The 14023-nt window shown below is 60.4% G+C and carries 17 protein-coding genes; 12 read left to right on the forward strand and 5 right to left on the reverse strand.

The window, feature by feature from the left end:
* Positions 1–25: 25 nt before the first annotated feature.
* Positions 26–370: a helix-turn-helix domain-containing protein gene (locus P353_RS05375; protein ID WP_034366334.1), complete on the reverse strand. Its 345-nt coding sequence runs from the start codon at positions 368–370 to the stop codon at positions 26–28.
* A gap of 66 nt (positions 371–436) precedes the next feature.
* Here P353_RS05375 and P353_RS05380 point away from each other — a divergent pair, with 66 nt between their 5' ends.
* The 12 genes from P353_RS05380 (at position 437) to P353_RS27805 (ending at position 7785) form a co-directional block, all read left to right on the forward strand.
* A complete protein-coding gene (locus tag P353_RS05380) occupies positions 437–895 on the forward strand; it encodes a hypothetical protein (RefSeq protein WP_034366336.1) in 459 nt (152 codons plus the stop codon).
* 7 nt (positions 896–902) lie between these two features.
* Positions 903–1463: an ogr/Delta-like zinc finger family protein gene (locus P353_RS05385; RefSeq protein WP_034366338.1), complete on the forward strand. Its 561-nt coding sequence runs from the start codon at positions 903–905 to the stop codon at positions 1461–1463.
* A 95-nt stretch (positions 1464–1558) separates the two neighbouring features.
* Positions 1559–1702 carry a hypothetical protein gene (locus P353_RS29450; protein WP_194270901.1) on the forward strand — a complete coding sequence of 48 codons (144 nt, stop codon included), beginning with the start codon at positions 1559–1561 and terminating at the stop codon, positions 1700–1702.
* A complete protein-coding gene (locus P353_RS05390) occupies positions 1703–2170 on the forward strand; it encodes a hypothetical protein (RefSeq protein ID WP_034366341.1) in 468 nt (155 codons plus the stop codon).
* A gap of 6 nt (positions 2171–2176) precedes the next feature.
* Positions 2177–4282, forward strand: a complete 2106-nt coding sequence (locus tag P353_RS05395; RefSeq protein ID WP_034366344.1) for a replication endonuclease — start codon at positions 2177–2179, stop codon at positions 4280–4282.
* 21 nt (positions 4283–4303) lie between these two features.
* The gene (locus P353_RS05400; RefSeq protein ID WP_034366347.1) at positions 4304–4531 is read left to right on the forward strand and encodes a hypothetical protein; all 228 of its coding nucleotides are present in this window, start codon (positions 4304–4306) and stop codon (positions 4529–4531) included.
* A 26-nt stretch (positions 4532–4557) separates the two neighbouring features.
* Positions 4558–4758 (forward strand): hypothetical protein, encoded by a 201-nt coding sequence (locus P353_RS05405; protein ID WP_034366350.1) that lies wholly within the window; start codon positions 4558–4560, stop codon positions 4756–4758.
* 3 nt (positions 4759–4761) lie between these two features.
* Positions 4762–5280: a DUF4406 domain-containing protein gene (locus P353_RS05410; RefSeq protein ID WP_034366353.1), complete on the forward strand. Its 519-nt coding sequence runs from the start codon at positions 4762–4764 to the stop codon at positions 5278–5280.
* Positions 5281–5297: 17 nt separating this feature from the next.
* Complete coding sequence (locus P353_RS05415; RefSeq protein ID WP_003051612.1) at positions 5298–5534, forward strand: hypothetical protein; 237 nt, start codon at positions 5298–5300, stop codon at positions 5532–5534.
* A complete protein-coding gene (locus P353_RS05420; protein WP_034366356.1) occupies positions 5519–6637 on the forward strand; it encodes a tyrosine-type recombinase/integrase in 1119 nt (372 codons plus the stop codon). Before P353_RS05415 ends, P353_RS05420 begins: the two co-directional genes overlap by 16 nt.
* Positions 6638–6719: 82 nt before the next feature.
* The gene (locus tag P353_RS05425; protein ID WP_034366359.1) at positions 6720–7016 is read left to right on the forward strand and encodes a hypothetical protein; all 297 of its coding nucleotides are present in this window, start codon (positions 6720–6722) and stop codon (positions 7014–7016) included.
* 289 nt (positions 7017–7305) lie between these two features.
* Entirely contained in the window at positions 7306–7785 is a 480-nt protein-coding gene (locus tag P353_RS27805; RefSeq protein WP_080750442.1) for a GNAT family N-acetyltransferase, read from the forward strand.
* A 1334-nt stretch (positions 7786–9119) separates the two neighbouring features.
* On the opposite strand, the gene P353_RS05430 is transcribed toward P353_RS27805, so the two are convergent.
* The 4 genes from P353_RS05430 to P353_RS05445 form a co-directional block, all read right to left on the reverse strand.
* A complete protein-coding gene (locus P353_RS05430) occupies positions 9120–12089 on the reverse strand; it encodes a DUF927 domain-containing protein (protein ID WP_034366362.1) in 2970 nt (989 codons plus the stop codon).
* Between the two features lie 10 nt (positions 12090–12099).
* Positions 12100–12582 carry a hypothetical protein gene (locus tag P353_RS05435; RefSeq protein WP_034366365.1) on the reverse strand — a complete coding sequence of 161 codons (483 nt, stop codon included), beginning with the start codon at positions 12580–12582 and terminating at the stop codon, positions 12100–12102.
* Complete coding sequence (locus P353_RS05440; RefSeq protein WP_332835643.1) at positions 12579–12866, reverse strand: helix-turn-helix transcriptional regulator; 288 nt, start codon at positions 12864–12866, stop codon at positions 12579–12581. The genes P353_RS05435 and P353_RS05440 overlap by 4 nt, the downstream gene beginning before the upstream one ends.
* A 129-nt stretch (positions 12867–12995) precedes the next feature.
* Entirely contained in the window at positions 12996–14003 is a 1008-nt protein-coding gene (locus P353_RS05445) for a hypothetical protein (protein ID WP_034366369.1), read from the reverse strand.
* Positions 14004–14023 lie beyond the last annotated feature (20 nt).

Raw genomic sequence — 14023 nt, forward strand, 5'->3', positions numbered from 1 at the left:
GCCGAGGTTGTATCTCTACGCTGGCTTAGTTGCTTGGCGAAAGAAAGGCCAGCTTGGCAACGGCTTCCAAAGCTGCGCGCCCCTCAGGCGTGCCATTGCGCCATGCCTTCAGCAACTCACGCTCTACGGGGGCAAGCGTGCTTTCCGACTCATTTGTCTTGGCGCCAGTAATTACAAAGAGGACATCAACGCCCAGCTCTGTCATGGCAAGAAATGCAGCTCCATTCGGAGTCTGGTCGCCCTTCTCCCAAGCCGACTGCGTATTGCGGCTGACAGCACATGCCTCAGCCATTGCTAGCTGAGACAACTCCAGGCGCAAACGCTCATCCCTGAGACGCGCCCCCATCTGCACAGTATTTTTGTTGTCCATGTATTGACATGCCAAATAAATTTGGCAAGAATATCCATACGTTGTAAATCACAGTTCTCATCGTACATGACCGCCACCGCCAACCTGCAGACATCCACGCGCGCCGCTTTGGCTGTCGCCTCTGTGGACAAGCCCATTGCCATACGCCTGGGCCAGCAAGAGCTGGACGAAGTGCTGCAACTGGCCCGCGCAGAGGACCGCCCTGCGGGCAACTTCGCCCGCATGGTCTACCTGCTAGGTCTGGCCGTGTACCGTGAGCAAGGCTTTCTGACGCTGCAGGTCGATGTGGCCCAGCCTGCCCGCAGCCGCTGGGAGGCGGCCAGTGGTCTGGTCAATGAAAAGCCGATCGCCATGCGCCTGCCACCTGCCGAGCAGGCCGATGTGGAAGAAATGGCCCGTAATGAATCGCGCCGCCCTGGCAACTTTGCGCGGGCCGTGTTTCGCATGGGCATGCCGATCTACCGCCAACGCATGCAGCAGCGCGCTGTGGCCACACCCGCATTGGGTGCTGTCAGCTATGAGTGAGGTGCCCATGGTCGAAAACGATCCTTTCAATGCAGAGCCCGGTCTGCAGGCGCATCGTAGTTTTGCGCAGGCTGCCCTGGGCGTAGGCGTGCGTAAGGTAAGCATGGGCGTGCTGGAGCCGCAGGCTGTGGGACAAACCGGGCAAGGCTGTAACACCGCGAACGGACAAGCTCAGGCGCCCGCCAAGAAGCAGCCGCCGCTTGTTCTGGAAACCAAGCCCAAGAGCATCCCGCGTGACAGGACGCGCCTGCGCTGCCCTCATTGCAAGTCGCCTTGCAACTCGCGCACCAGCTTTGAAACCAGCGCGCTGACTCGCACTTTCATCTATTGCTGCACCAACTACGAGTGCGGCCATACGTTCAAGGCGGTCATGGAGATTCACTACACGATCTCCCCCAGCGCCACCCCAGACCCGGCAGTGAACCTGCCCATATCAACCCATGTGCGCCGCGACTTGGTGCGCGTGCAGATGGATGTGGCGCGGTCTGCAGAGCATGTGCCCGAGCACATCGAGCCGGTAACGGGCGACCTGTTCGCAGGCATACCACCCGACCCGCCGCGCACCTAGCGCCCTAACCGCTTCCCCTTTTCCACACCGCTGACAGAGCCAGTTTGCTGGCCCTGCGGCCCTTTTCACGCCCAAAAAACCTGAAAGACCGTTGCATGAGCCGCTTTGCCATCACTCACTACGACAAAGACCATGTGCGCCGCCGCATGGTGATTGGTGCGCCCAATAACCTCATGGCCAGGGATTGCGCGGTGCGCATCTATGGCGCCGCATGGTTCATGAGCTGCGTGAGGGTCTGAATGAACGCCCCGATGCGCAATGCCTTGGTCATGCTGCCGCCCAAGCTGGCACCGGCAGATGTGTTGGTGGCAGAGTGCCTGCCCGATACCCCTGCGCAGCCGGGTGTGCTGCTGCCTGGCGCGGTTGAGCTGCTGCGCATCACTGTGGAAGCCTGGGGCCCGCTGCGCGAGAGCGATGCAGTGCCCATGCCGCTGGAGACGCGCAAGCAGTGGGCCACCCTGCGCAAGGAATACCGCAAGCAATCAGGCCGTGGCTATATCGATGCAGAGAACCAAGAGTGGTTCAGCCTGCCCGAAGAGTTGCGCATGGTCATCCTGCTGCTGGCCCAGGTCAGCGGCAACCTGCCGGACCTTGTTGGCAGGGACTGGCGCGAAACGCCCCCGCCCGAGCGCGCAGCCATCAAGGCTGCGACACGCTCGCTCAAACGACATTCCGGCCGCCTCGTCGCGCTGGCCAGCCTCTGGTAGCTCGCCATGGCTGTCTCTCTCATTCCGCGCAAGCGCGTCACCACCAACTTTAGGGAGTGGTTGCGCCATCTGCCCAAGCAGGCGCACGTCAACCAGCACCTGCAGCGGATCATCGAGTCCGCGCCAAAGGAGTGGCAAGGGGCCATTCGTGCGCGCTTTGTCAAGACCGCACCCTGCCCGCCTGCAGGCGTGGCCCTGGATGCTGAGGCCTATGCAAGCTGGGAGATGGGGCAGCCCACTGAAACGCAGCAGGCCTGGACTGCCCTGCAAGAGCTGGCGGACTACGAAGACCGCTATGGCGATGCGCTGCGCCTGAACCTGAGCGATGACGAAATCTGCACCTGGGCCAAAAAGCTGGCCGAGGATGTGGAAGAGTTTGACAACCGTCTGCAGGCACATGCGCGCACTACGCTGAGCTTTCCCAAGCTACAGCCGGTTGACCCGCAAGTCACTTTGCAGGCCCGCGTCAATGCGGTGCGCCGCATCGTGGACATGCTGGGCGTGGAGGTCAGCAAGCCCATCCAAGGCGAATCAGACATTGCCCGCGCCAAGTGCGCGCGCTGGTGGCGCCGCCGCCTGCGCCGCCATATCGCCCGCGTGGTGGAGGCTGGCGCCATCCACATGGGGCTGGTGCATCTGAACAGCGGCGGTTACGTGAGCCACAACGGGCTGCACCGCCGCAAGGGCCAGTTGGCCCGCAATGCCGATGCCTTGGGCCGCACGTATTACAAGAATGAAGCGGGCCAGCATTACAGCCTGGCTGAGCTGTCGGCGCTGTCGCCATCCAACCCAGCCATTCGTGGCGGCGAGTTGATGACGCGCATCCGCGGCGCCGAGGAATATGCCGACGCCCATGGCCATGTGGGCCTCTTCCTGACGCTGACACTGCCCAGCAAGTACCACGCCATGCGGCTGGTGGGCGGCGGTGAAAAGCGCTGGGCCGAGCGCAACCCAAAGTTCAACGGCGCCGATCCACGCGAGGGCCAGCAATGGATGCTTGCGCTGTGGAAGCGTGTGCTGGCCAAGCTGGATCGTCTGCACATCAAGCGCTACGGCCTGCGTGTGGTGGAACCCCACCACGACGGCACGCCCCACTGGCACATGCTGGTGTGGACAGAAGACAAGGCCCAGGCGCGCGCCCTGGTGGCCACCATTCGCAAATACTGGCTGAGCGAAGACGGCAACGAACGCGGCGCCAAGGAAAACCGAGTGGATGTGAAGCGCATGGAGCGCGGCGGTGCTGCGGGCTATGTGGCCAAGTACATCGCCAAGAACGTGGGCCATATCGCACTGGCCGAGCATATGGATGTGGCGATGGGCCAGGAAATCCAGATGCGTCTGGGCCTTGACCAGCCCGACCAGCCCGCCCCCACCGACACGCATGGCATGGCCGCGCAGCGCCGTGTGGATGCATGGGCCGCAACCTGGGGCATTCGTCAGTTCCAAGCCTTTGGCATGCCCAGCGTGACGGTGTGGCGCGAGCTGCGCCGCGTGAGCAAAGACCAGCCGCAGCAGCTTGACCTGTTCTGCCCAGAAACCCAGCGCAGCATTCAGCGCGCCTATCAGGCCTGCCACCGCCACGGCGACGGAGAGAACGCCATACGCGCGGACTGGCGCATGTTCATGGAGTGCATGGGCGGCCACAGCTGCAAGCGCTACGACTGGCTGCTGCGCCCTGCCCGCCGCGCCGCAAAGGCCGGGGCAACCAATATGTACGGCGACCCGCTCACCGTGGGCACGGTGCGCGGCGTAGAGATTCAGCGAGGCCGTGCACGAGGCCACTGGCTGGTGAGCCGCCGCATTGCGTGGTCGCACTGCACAGATATGCCCCAGGCAGCGCACGCCGCCGGCGTGGCTGCAGACGCCGATGGCGTCATCAACAGCGTGGGCCAAGAGACTCAGACACGGCCGGCTTTGCCGGCCGCTTGGACTGGTTTCAATAACTTCACGGGCCGCCTTCAAGGCGCCGCCGCTGAGCAGATTTCCATCAGCGGCAACCGTGAATCAGAGGTCAAAACCAGCCACCTCGACCCAGATTCACCGGCCTTCCAGCGCCAAGCACTGGCCAACCGCTTCCAACAAGCCGCGCACTTCTTCAAAAACGCCCATTGATCCATCACAGGAGGACTCGCCATGCCCGCAAAACGCACAGAACCCAGCCGCGCTGCCATCAATCCGGCCGCGGGCTTCAAGTACACGCGCGCCGAGAGCACCGATTTGGCCAAGCGCTTTGCCGCCATCCGCCGCGAGCAAGCCAAGGCTCAACGCGATGCCGCGGCTGCCGAACTCGCCCAGGCCCAGCAGTCGCTGGAGCTGGAGCCAACCGCCCAGGTTGTCCCACTTTTCAAGCACGCCGTCTAACCCAACCCACATCAGGAGGTATCACCATGGACCAGAACATCACCGCACTGCATAGCTATCGCGCCATCCTCATTCCTGCCGACGCTTCCAACAACTTGGAAGTCCTGGCCGACGCGGGCCTGCTGCCCACCATCCGCGTCAAGGCATGCAATGCCACCCAGGCCGAAGTCAACGCGCATGTGGCCAGCGGCCAGGGCGTGCTGCGTGTTGAGCGCGTGGAGGGCTGAGCAATGAACACGCTGAACCTCATTCGGCTGATCGCCCTCAAGCTGGCCCTGCTTGGCGGTGGCGCCATGGGCTGGGCCTTTGCGCGCCACTACATCGCAGACAGGGTGCGCCACATGGGCCAGATTCTGCTGGGCAAGCAAGACCTGCGCTGCATCTTCTCCATGCTGGAGGTTATGCAAGCCCGCCAGAGCGCAAAGCGTGTGTATCTGTCCGGCCCCATGAGTGGCCTGCCAGAGCTGAACTATCCGACCTTCAACGACAAGGCTGCCGAGCTGCGTGCGCGCGGCTGGCATGTAGAGAACCCGGCAGAGAACCCAGCCCCGCCCTGCGGCTCCTGGCGCGGCTATATGCGGATGGCCCTGTGGCAGCTGGTGAGCTGCGAGGCCATCTACCTGCTGCCCGGCTGGGAAAACAGCAAGGGTGCCCGCCTGGAATACAGCATTGCCCAGTCCCTGGGCCTGGAGGTGATCGAGGCCGCCATCAGCATCCACATCAACAGCACGAACAAGGCCGCAGCCTGAGAACGGGAGAAATGAACATGAATCAATCCAATTGGGTCACCATCGCAAAGGCAGGCGCAGAAACAGGGCTGCCGGAATCCTTTTTCAACGAGCGCACCGGGCTTTCCGGCATCTGGCCAGAGGGGCCAGTCTGGAAGTGGTTTGAGGGCCGCAAGCTCATCAACATGAACGGGTTCTATTCGCTGGTTGACAAGACGCCCAGCGTCCGCAGCAACCGAGGCCGCAAGAAGGCAAAGACATGCCAAGAGCAGTAGCCAAAACCACAGGGGTGATTGTTCGGGAGTCACACCTGCAGGTCGACCTGCGCGCCCAGGGCTTCGGGCGCGAGCGCCTGGACTTGGCGCCGACGCCAGCAAATATCCAGTACGCAGCCCGGCTGCGGCTGGAGATTCTGGCCAAGATCGAGCGCGGGGCATTTGCCCTGGCGGACTACTTCCCTGAATCGCCTCGCGCCGTCAAGGATGCGCAGTCCCTCACCTTCAAACAGTTGGCCGGTGAGTGGCTGCGCGTGAAAAAGCCGCAAGTGCAGCACAGCACTTTTCACCACTATGAGCAGACCTTGACCAGCTACCACTACAACGAGCTGATGGAAATGCGGCTGGCCAGCCTGGACTACCGCACGTTGATGAAGCTGCTGGCGGACTTCCCGTCCAATGGCAAGACCTTCAACAACGTGGCCACCGTGTTGCGCCAAGTGCTGGAATATGGGTTCAAGGCCAAGCTCCTGGCAGAGCCGTTGCATGACCATGTGCAGATGCGCCGCCATCAGAAGCCAGGGCCGGACCCGTTTCCGCTGCATGAGGTCAATCAGATCATTCAGTCCATGCCTGCCGGTGAGGCTCGCAACTATTTCGAGCTGGCTTTCTTCTCGGGCATGCGGCCGTCCGAGCAGATTGCGATGCAGTGGAGCAAGGTTGACCTCAAGGCCGGAAAAATGCTGGTCGATGCCGCCAGGACGCGCGGCGAGGAAAAAGGAACCAAGACGGGCAACACCCGCACGGTGGAGCTGACTGCCACTGCTCTGGAGGCATTGCGCCGTCAAAAAGCGAGCAGCCACAGGAATGCCGTCTATGTGTTTGAGACTGAGCAGGGCAAGCCTTTTGGATCCACTGACATCCCGCTGGATTCATGGTGGCGCCCAACGGTCAGCGCGCTGGGGCTGCGCTACCGCGATGCCCGGCAGACCCGCCACACCTTTGCGACCATGTGTCTGATGGCAGGCATCACGCCGGGCTGGGTGGCCATGCAGATGGGGCACTCCATAGAGATGTTTTTCCGCGTATACAGCCGATGGATTCAAGGTGCAGACCAGGGCGCAGAGCGCCGCAAGCTGGATGCATTTATTTCGGGCAGTTAGTCGGCAGATGCCCACATGAGGCACTTTCCTCAAAAGTACCCACTTACTTGTCAACCTCTGAAATGCTGTATAAAAATACAGTATGACAGTCCGCATTTTCATCCTCCGCGAACTTGGCCGCACCCATGTGCCTATCGGCATAGCTGGCAAGCTGGTCGGCCAGTTATCGCTACAACACGAGCGCCCGAGCCCGTCCGATGAGCGCAGTGTGGCGGTGCTGCAGGTTCTGGACGGCGTTCACATATACCCGTCGCAACGCAGGAAGCTCTATGAACCGAAGCTGATTGAGGCCTATGCGGGAATCCTGAAATTCTCCGGCCTGGAATACGTGGACGGCGCTTGGTACGCCCAAGAGTGGCGCTGTGAAATACACGAATGATCGAGGACAGTCACCCCACCCTCTTGCGCACTCCTGCTAAGTACGGCCTTCCCAAAGAACGCATCCTGCCGTCAACTCCCGCCGAATACACAGCAAAGGATGTAGGCCAGGGCTGGATGCTTGTGGTGACAGCCCAGGGTGGGCTGGTTTACTTCGGGCCTGGGCCTGCCAGCGTGGTGCGATCGCCTGCGCCGTTCTAACCGCGGTCCGATACCATTGGCTTATTGATCTGACAGACAGCCGCGTTTGGTATGTCGTCCAAATCCAGTTAGGCGGAATAGGAGGCTAAGTGACAATCACATTTGAGAATGCGGCGGAGAGGCATCTCGATGAAGTCCTCGCTTGGTTGGAAGCAGAGGAATCGAGCACTGGTGGAGGCTTTTACTGCAACCGTAACGTGATAGCGAAGCGATTCAATCAGGGCTCTGGAATCTGCGCGATCCTCAATGGGTCGATTGTTGGATTTTGCGTATTCTGGATATACGAACTTGAAGCCGACATTGGCATCATAGAAGTCCATCCTCAGTATCGAAGGCAATCTATCGGCAGTCAGTTGATGTCAGAGGCAGTCGAAAAGCTGCGCACAATGAATGCGCGATTCATTGATGTGACATGCACAAGCCCAGCAGGAGAGGCACTCTGCAGGGCAAACGGTTTTGAGGACTACACCGATCCGAAAAATCACAGAAATGCCTGGGATGACCCAACTCTTCGCCGCTACTTGTCTGACTGGAGACCCCCAGTAAGGCCACCTTGGTACATGTCGTAGGGAGGCTGGCGACATCGGGCCAAAGCCTTTTTTGAGCGGGATATATCCTGAAGAATGCACCTACAACCGTGGGACATGACATGGGACATGAGGGCAAAAAAGCAAGGAAATCGGCAGCAATTGGCTAGAGGCAAAACAGCAAAAACCGAATGATTTGAGTTGAATAATTGCCTGAACGGGTTCGATTCCTGTCGGGGGGACCAAATTCAAGGCCGCGAAGGTGCATAACCTTCCGGCCTTTTTCTGTTTCCCCTCTGTAGACCTCAACTCGAAGTGCGCCGAAGTCCGCAGAAGTGTGCCGCAATCCGAGGGTGTCTGGGGGCATATTTGGGGGCATAAATTTCAAAAGTGGGGGCACATTCAAAAATGTCCCCTGAGCAGAGCAGCGCCATAGGTGGTGCCATCCACCCTAGCCCACGCAGTACCCCCCCTCCCCAAAACCTGCGCACGTAAAAATTTCACGAACCAGTCGGTTTCCGGTCTATGCGTTTGCAGACTTTCTAGCCCCCCCTACCCTACGTGCCCGCACCTAACCCCCAGGGGGTAGTTTTTCTTGCCCATGAATTGCCGCCTAGGCGCTCGGTTTCCGCTGGTATTGAGCTGAGGCTTTCCTCCACCCCTGCCTCATGCAGTAAGCCCCCTACTCCATTTTTCCCGCATTTTGCAAACGGAGAGTACCGGTCGGTCTAGGTCACGTGGGCCTGCAAATTTTCGATAGCCCTCCCCATTGATTCATTTCAGGCATGAATAGCTACCACCGCGCCGCGCACTTTCTTCGGGGTATTGACCAAAAATCTTGGGGACATTGGGGACAAACGCAAAAATCTCACGTAACCCATTGACCCTATTGAATAAAAATGTCCCCAAAGTGCGTTTGGGGACAAGCCTTTTTGCTTGGGGACATTGGGGACAAATCACCAGTTTTTGAGGACAAACTGCATTAAAAGCCACTCATGAGGCGCATTTATGATCTAAGGCAAGCGCGACACCTGTTTTTCTTGGTGCGGCTTTCTCGCTGGCCTTAGCGCACTCGTTCCGGATTATTTATTCCATCGCGGAATTAAATCCCCCTGCGCCCCACACGGCGCGCCCGGTCTCGCACCTGGCCGCATAGTCGTCAGGCCGCTGGGTCAGAATCGCAAAGGCTGGCCATGCCATGCAGACACATGAACAGGCCCGGCCACAGCCGGGCAAAGCAACGATGGGGAGCCTGTTGCTACGCACAGGCACCCCGGCCATGCCCATGCATGCTGCAGATAGCAAAAGGCCCAGGGCGTGAGCCTTGGGCCTTTGTATTGCTATGCCGATGCATGGCTGCTGGCGCTGGCGACTGGCTATATGTCCAGCTCCATGATGGCGGGGCTGATGCGATAGCACCAGGTAGGCCCCATGCCAGGCAAGCGCGGCTTAGCATCGACCTCGCGACCCTTGTCGGGCTTGAGGCAACCATGCTGCAGCAGCACCTTGCACACCGCCTTGTGGTCAAAGCCCCGGCATATCTCGGTGCGGAACACTTCGGGCAGCACAAAGTATTCAATGCGGGTCTGCTCGCCATCAATGGCCGTCAGCTCGTCGTATATCTCTTTATCGGCGCGCGGCGTGTAGACCGTCTTCTGCATCTTGATGGGCTGTCCCTCTTCATCAATCAGACGCCGGAACCCGGCCCGCATCAGCGTCTTGGCATTGTGGTCATCCATGGCCCTGTGCCACCAGGTAAAGCGCCCCTCGCCGTGCGCTTCCAAGAAGCCGCGCACCTGGCGCAGCATGGCCTTCACCTCACCATTGCCAACACCACCACGAGCCTGCAGCCAGGCATCAAAGCAGGCCTTGGCCGCGTCTTCGCTCTCACCTTCATCCCAGCCCGTTAAGCCCGCCTCAGTAGCCAGCGCGCCCGCCACACCCACCAGGGCAAAGCGCGCGGCCACGCGGGCCACCTGGCCACTGGCACCGCTGGGCACCCAGGCATAGGACAGAACTGCAGCCGCATCACGCACACGCCGGGCCAAGGTATCCGAATGCTGGGCCGCCCACTGCAGGAAGGCATGGCCCACAGCACCATGGCACTGCCCCGCCTCACGCGCCAGATGGGAAGAGAAGGCCGCACCATCACCCAAGCCATGCAGACACTCAAACGCGCCCATACCAGCGCCAGCATCAGCGGGAATATCGGCCATGCGCACCTCTTGCCCTGTGCGTGTTCGCTTGCCGCCCTCGGCCATGTGGTCGGCCAGGCCCAGCTCACCCGCACTCAAAAACAGCAAGCGCCAGGAAAGGCGGGAGCGTGCTGCACCGTTACGCGTGGCGCGCGCCTTGCTTTGCTCATTGGCCAGCATGTAGGCGCACTCGCCCGCCACCTTGCCTTCAACCTGCGCCAGCTCATCCAGTATCAGCAGGCTATCGCAGTGCTGTGCAGCAATAGCCTCAAGCGCGTTATCCGTGGTGCGCCAACGCTGCATATAGCTGGGGCCACCGTACACGCTGGCAGCCAGGCGCAGCGCCGTGGTCTTGCCACTAGAGCTATCTCCCCGCAAGTGAAACCCGCCAGATTCCATACCCGCAGGACGCAGCAGCGGCCCCGCAAAGGCACAGGACACCGCAAACACTAAGCGGCTATTGCCAACGCACAAGCGGCCTATACGGTCTGTCCAGTCCTGCGCCTCGCGCTTGATACGGAAGGTGTTTTCCATCTGGTTTTCAGACTGGAACACGATGCGCTCAGCATCATCGCCAATGGTTTCATGCGGCAGCACAAAGGCGCGGCCATGCCAGCCTATGCGGTCTGTGCAACTGGCGAACTCTTCGGGCTTGCGCGTCTGTATGTACTCGGTCAGCCGGTTGCGCGCTGCTGGCGCTGTGGCAATGCGCAGGCCCATATTCAGCAGAGCGGCTCGGTATTCGCCACCATCCCCACTCAACATGCGCGCGGGCATGGCCCACTGCTTTGGCACACCTAGGGGATCAGCAAAGGTCAGCAGATAGCCCCAGCCTGCGCCCTCTTGGTTACGCGTCAATGCCTCCACATGCAGCGCAGAGCACAGCCACAGCGGGCGGGCCGGGTTGCCGTCCTTGTCACGACCATGAAACCACACACCGCCGTCATCCAGGGTAAAAGGATCATCCCAGCCAGGCGCATCGTCTGGATCATTTGCCTGGCCTTTGCGCTTGCCGCCGCGCCCGCCACCATTGCCAACGCCTGAGGCAGAACTACCAGAACCACCAGCACCAGAAGAAGGCAGGCCAGCGCCACCACCTTGACCAGCACCAGCATCATCGCCACCCGTCCTGGCATGCAATGCATCAATGGCTTGCTGTACACACGTCTGCACAGCCTCTAGGCCGTGCGCTTGGTGCATATCGTTGAAGTCTTTGCCGCCGTCCGGCAGCTCAATAGGAAACACGGCCACACCGCCCACAACGCGCGCCACGGCTTCGGCCTTGTCACGGCCAGGGTTGCGGCCTGTACGGGCTTGCGTGCCCGTATCGTCATCACCGCACACCACCACCAGCGCGCCCGCGTGCTGCTCCTGCAGCGCCTTAGCTACATGCATCAGGTTGCCAGCATCAAACGCAACCACTACCGGCCAGCCTGTGGCCATGTGCAAGCTGGCCGCCGTGGCATAACCCTCAGCCACCAACACCACCGCAGCGCCAGCCAGATCACCCAGCACATGCCACAGACCCGACTTGCGCCCACCCTTGCCCAGGAACTTGTCTGTCCCCTTGGCTGGCTTGACCGGCGCAATGCGCTGCACATTCCACAGCCGGCCATCGACATCGCGCAGCGGCACCAACAGCCAGCCATCAGCCCAGTAGCGCACGCCAAAGCCTTGTACACCCTTGCGCACCAGGTAAGCGCTGGAGCCGATTTCACTGGCACTAGCCCACAGTGCCACAGCATCGCCCGCTGCTGTCTCTTGCGCGGCCTGTATCGCGGCATCCTCGGCCTGCAGGCGCTGGGCTCGCTCCTGCTCTTGCTGCTGGCGCTGGGCAGCGCTCACAGGCTTGGAGTCTTGACCCTGGCGCGGTAGCTTGAAGCCGTGCTGCTTGGCCAGGTAGAGCAAGGTAGACACACCCACACCGCCCCCAGCCTTGATGCTGCGCCAGGTGCTGCCCACGGCATTGGTATCAAAGCCGCTGCCAGCGCCCGCCTCGCTCCAGTCGCTAAAGAGCTGCAGACCCGTATCGTCTGGGTACTCGCTCTTGATCGCCATGCCCACGCGCGCCCATTCGTCGCGCGGCAGGTTCGCTGGCACAAAGCTCAAGGCATTGCGCAACAGCTCGGGAGTGATTGTGGTTTGAGACATAGACATTCAATTACGGACGCCAGGCCAAAGGCCGCAGCAACTCCAATTCCGCAGCCTGCGCATAACGCACGCTGTCGCACAGCACCCCAGCCTCTATCTGCTTTCGGTGCAGCGCTTCCATCAAAGGCAGCAGACGCTCAACACTCTCAGCAGGCAGAGCCTTCAACGCCTTGAACACATCGCCCAATTGGCGGTCAGCATCGGCACTGGCCATCAAAAATTTCATGCTCCGATCAGCAATCAGGCCACCAACATCACCAGGCGCAACATCAGCCCGCTCGAAGAGCGGCTTGAACAGCTCCACGTTTTGGTACTCCATCCAAACTTGCAGAATCTCGGCGCGCTCATCCTTTTTCATCGCACCCGCTCTGACGTTGGCACCACTCACCACACGCTTGTATTTATCGGCAAGCTGCAGCCGGTAAGCCACCGACGGCGATGCAGGTAGCGCAGGCACTGCATAGACGGGTTGATTCGCTGCGTCCTGCTTCATGCTTGGGCACCTCCAATACGCTCCTGCACCCAGGTCAACACAGCCGACTCAGGCCAGGCAACCATGCGACTGGTGACATACACGCAGCGGGGAAACTTGCCCTCTTTCATCAACTTGTAGATGGTGCTTTTCTTGCACCCCGTAGCGGCCTCCACATCAGCCAGGCGCAACAAGCGATCACGGGGAACCACAGGGCGGGCGGAATGAACTACTTGCATCACAGACCTTTCAACGCCATCAACGCCAGCGCACCAACACGGAGCACCTTGAACGCAGACAGTCATTGAGGGAAAGTTTTTACGGCATGAGGTACGGCAGTCGCCCGGCAGCAGTCCGGCAAAGTCCGTATAGAGCACGGTGAACACTGGCGAACAACCAGATCTGCAGGACGTTGCCGGGCAAACTGAAGGGCATCAGGCAGCTTTACCGCCACGGCCACCCATGCCACTCCAAGGCGTTGCAGGGGCTTGCTGCTTTTCTCCCGTCGCTTGGTTGAAGCCGTGCTTTTTCAGCAACTCCCCCACCGTAGAACGCACAGCTCTTAGCTCGCCCGCTAAGCGGCCCAATGCACCGCGCCCCTGCCCGGCCTGATGCTCTTCATGCAATCGAGCCGCCAGGATTTCCACATGTCCTGGCAACCACACTGGGCGCTTCTGAGCTGCCACGCTGGCGAACTGCAATCGATACCGCACCAAGGAAGGCCAATCGATCACGTCCTGAACCTCAATAGCTGGCGCTGTATCAGCAACGACATTCGACTGCACCGCAGCAACTGCACGACCCCAGCCCCAAAGCTCGTATGCAACAGAGACTGGCACCGCCAAACGGCTCAGAGAGCGCACAAATCGCTGACACCGCTCCTTCCAATCCCCAAGGTTGATGTAGTAATCCTCGCGGTACTTATCCTCCCAAAGTCTTGGCAATTCGTTCGCCTTCGCTACTCCCTTCATTGCCTTGCAATACTCCACCCAGCCAGCACGGTAAAAGGGATCAGCATTTGCCACATACCCCGGCCAGGATTCAGCCCACACGTCAGCCATCTCCCTAACCGTGCCCATGGAGTAGGTGTGCCCATATGAAAACGGCATATCCCCCCAAACATCAACAGCCGCAGGGTTCAGCTTGTCGCCAAGAGATAGTGGATATGCGTAGCCCTCATGGTTGAGCAAATACAGCACTTGACGCCGGTACGGTGAGTCCGCCTCATCCCATTGAATCAATGGACTGAAAACGGCGTACACCGATTTATCCCTCGGCCATTCCTTTTTGAAAGCCATCCAGTGCAGTGCCTCATCAAGCCGCAAGAGTCGATCATTGACACCAGGGCCACAGCGCTGCAGACCGTAAGGGCCAACGACCTCAAAGCCTTCTTCCGGCTCGATCTCCGCGCTACCTGCGTCTTGCTCAATGCCAGCCTCCATATGCACACCTCTTTAAAAGA

This window comes from Comamonas testosteroni, assembly GCF_000761245.1.
Lineage (GTDB): Bacteria > Pseudomonadota > Gammaproteobacteria > Burkholderiales > Burkholderiaceae_C > Comamonas > Comamonas testosteroni_C.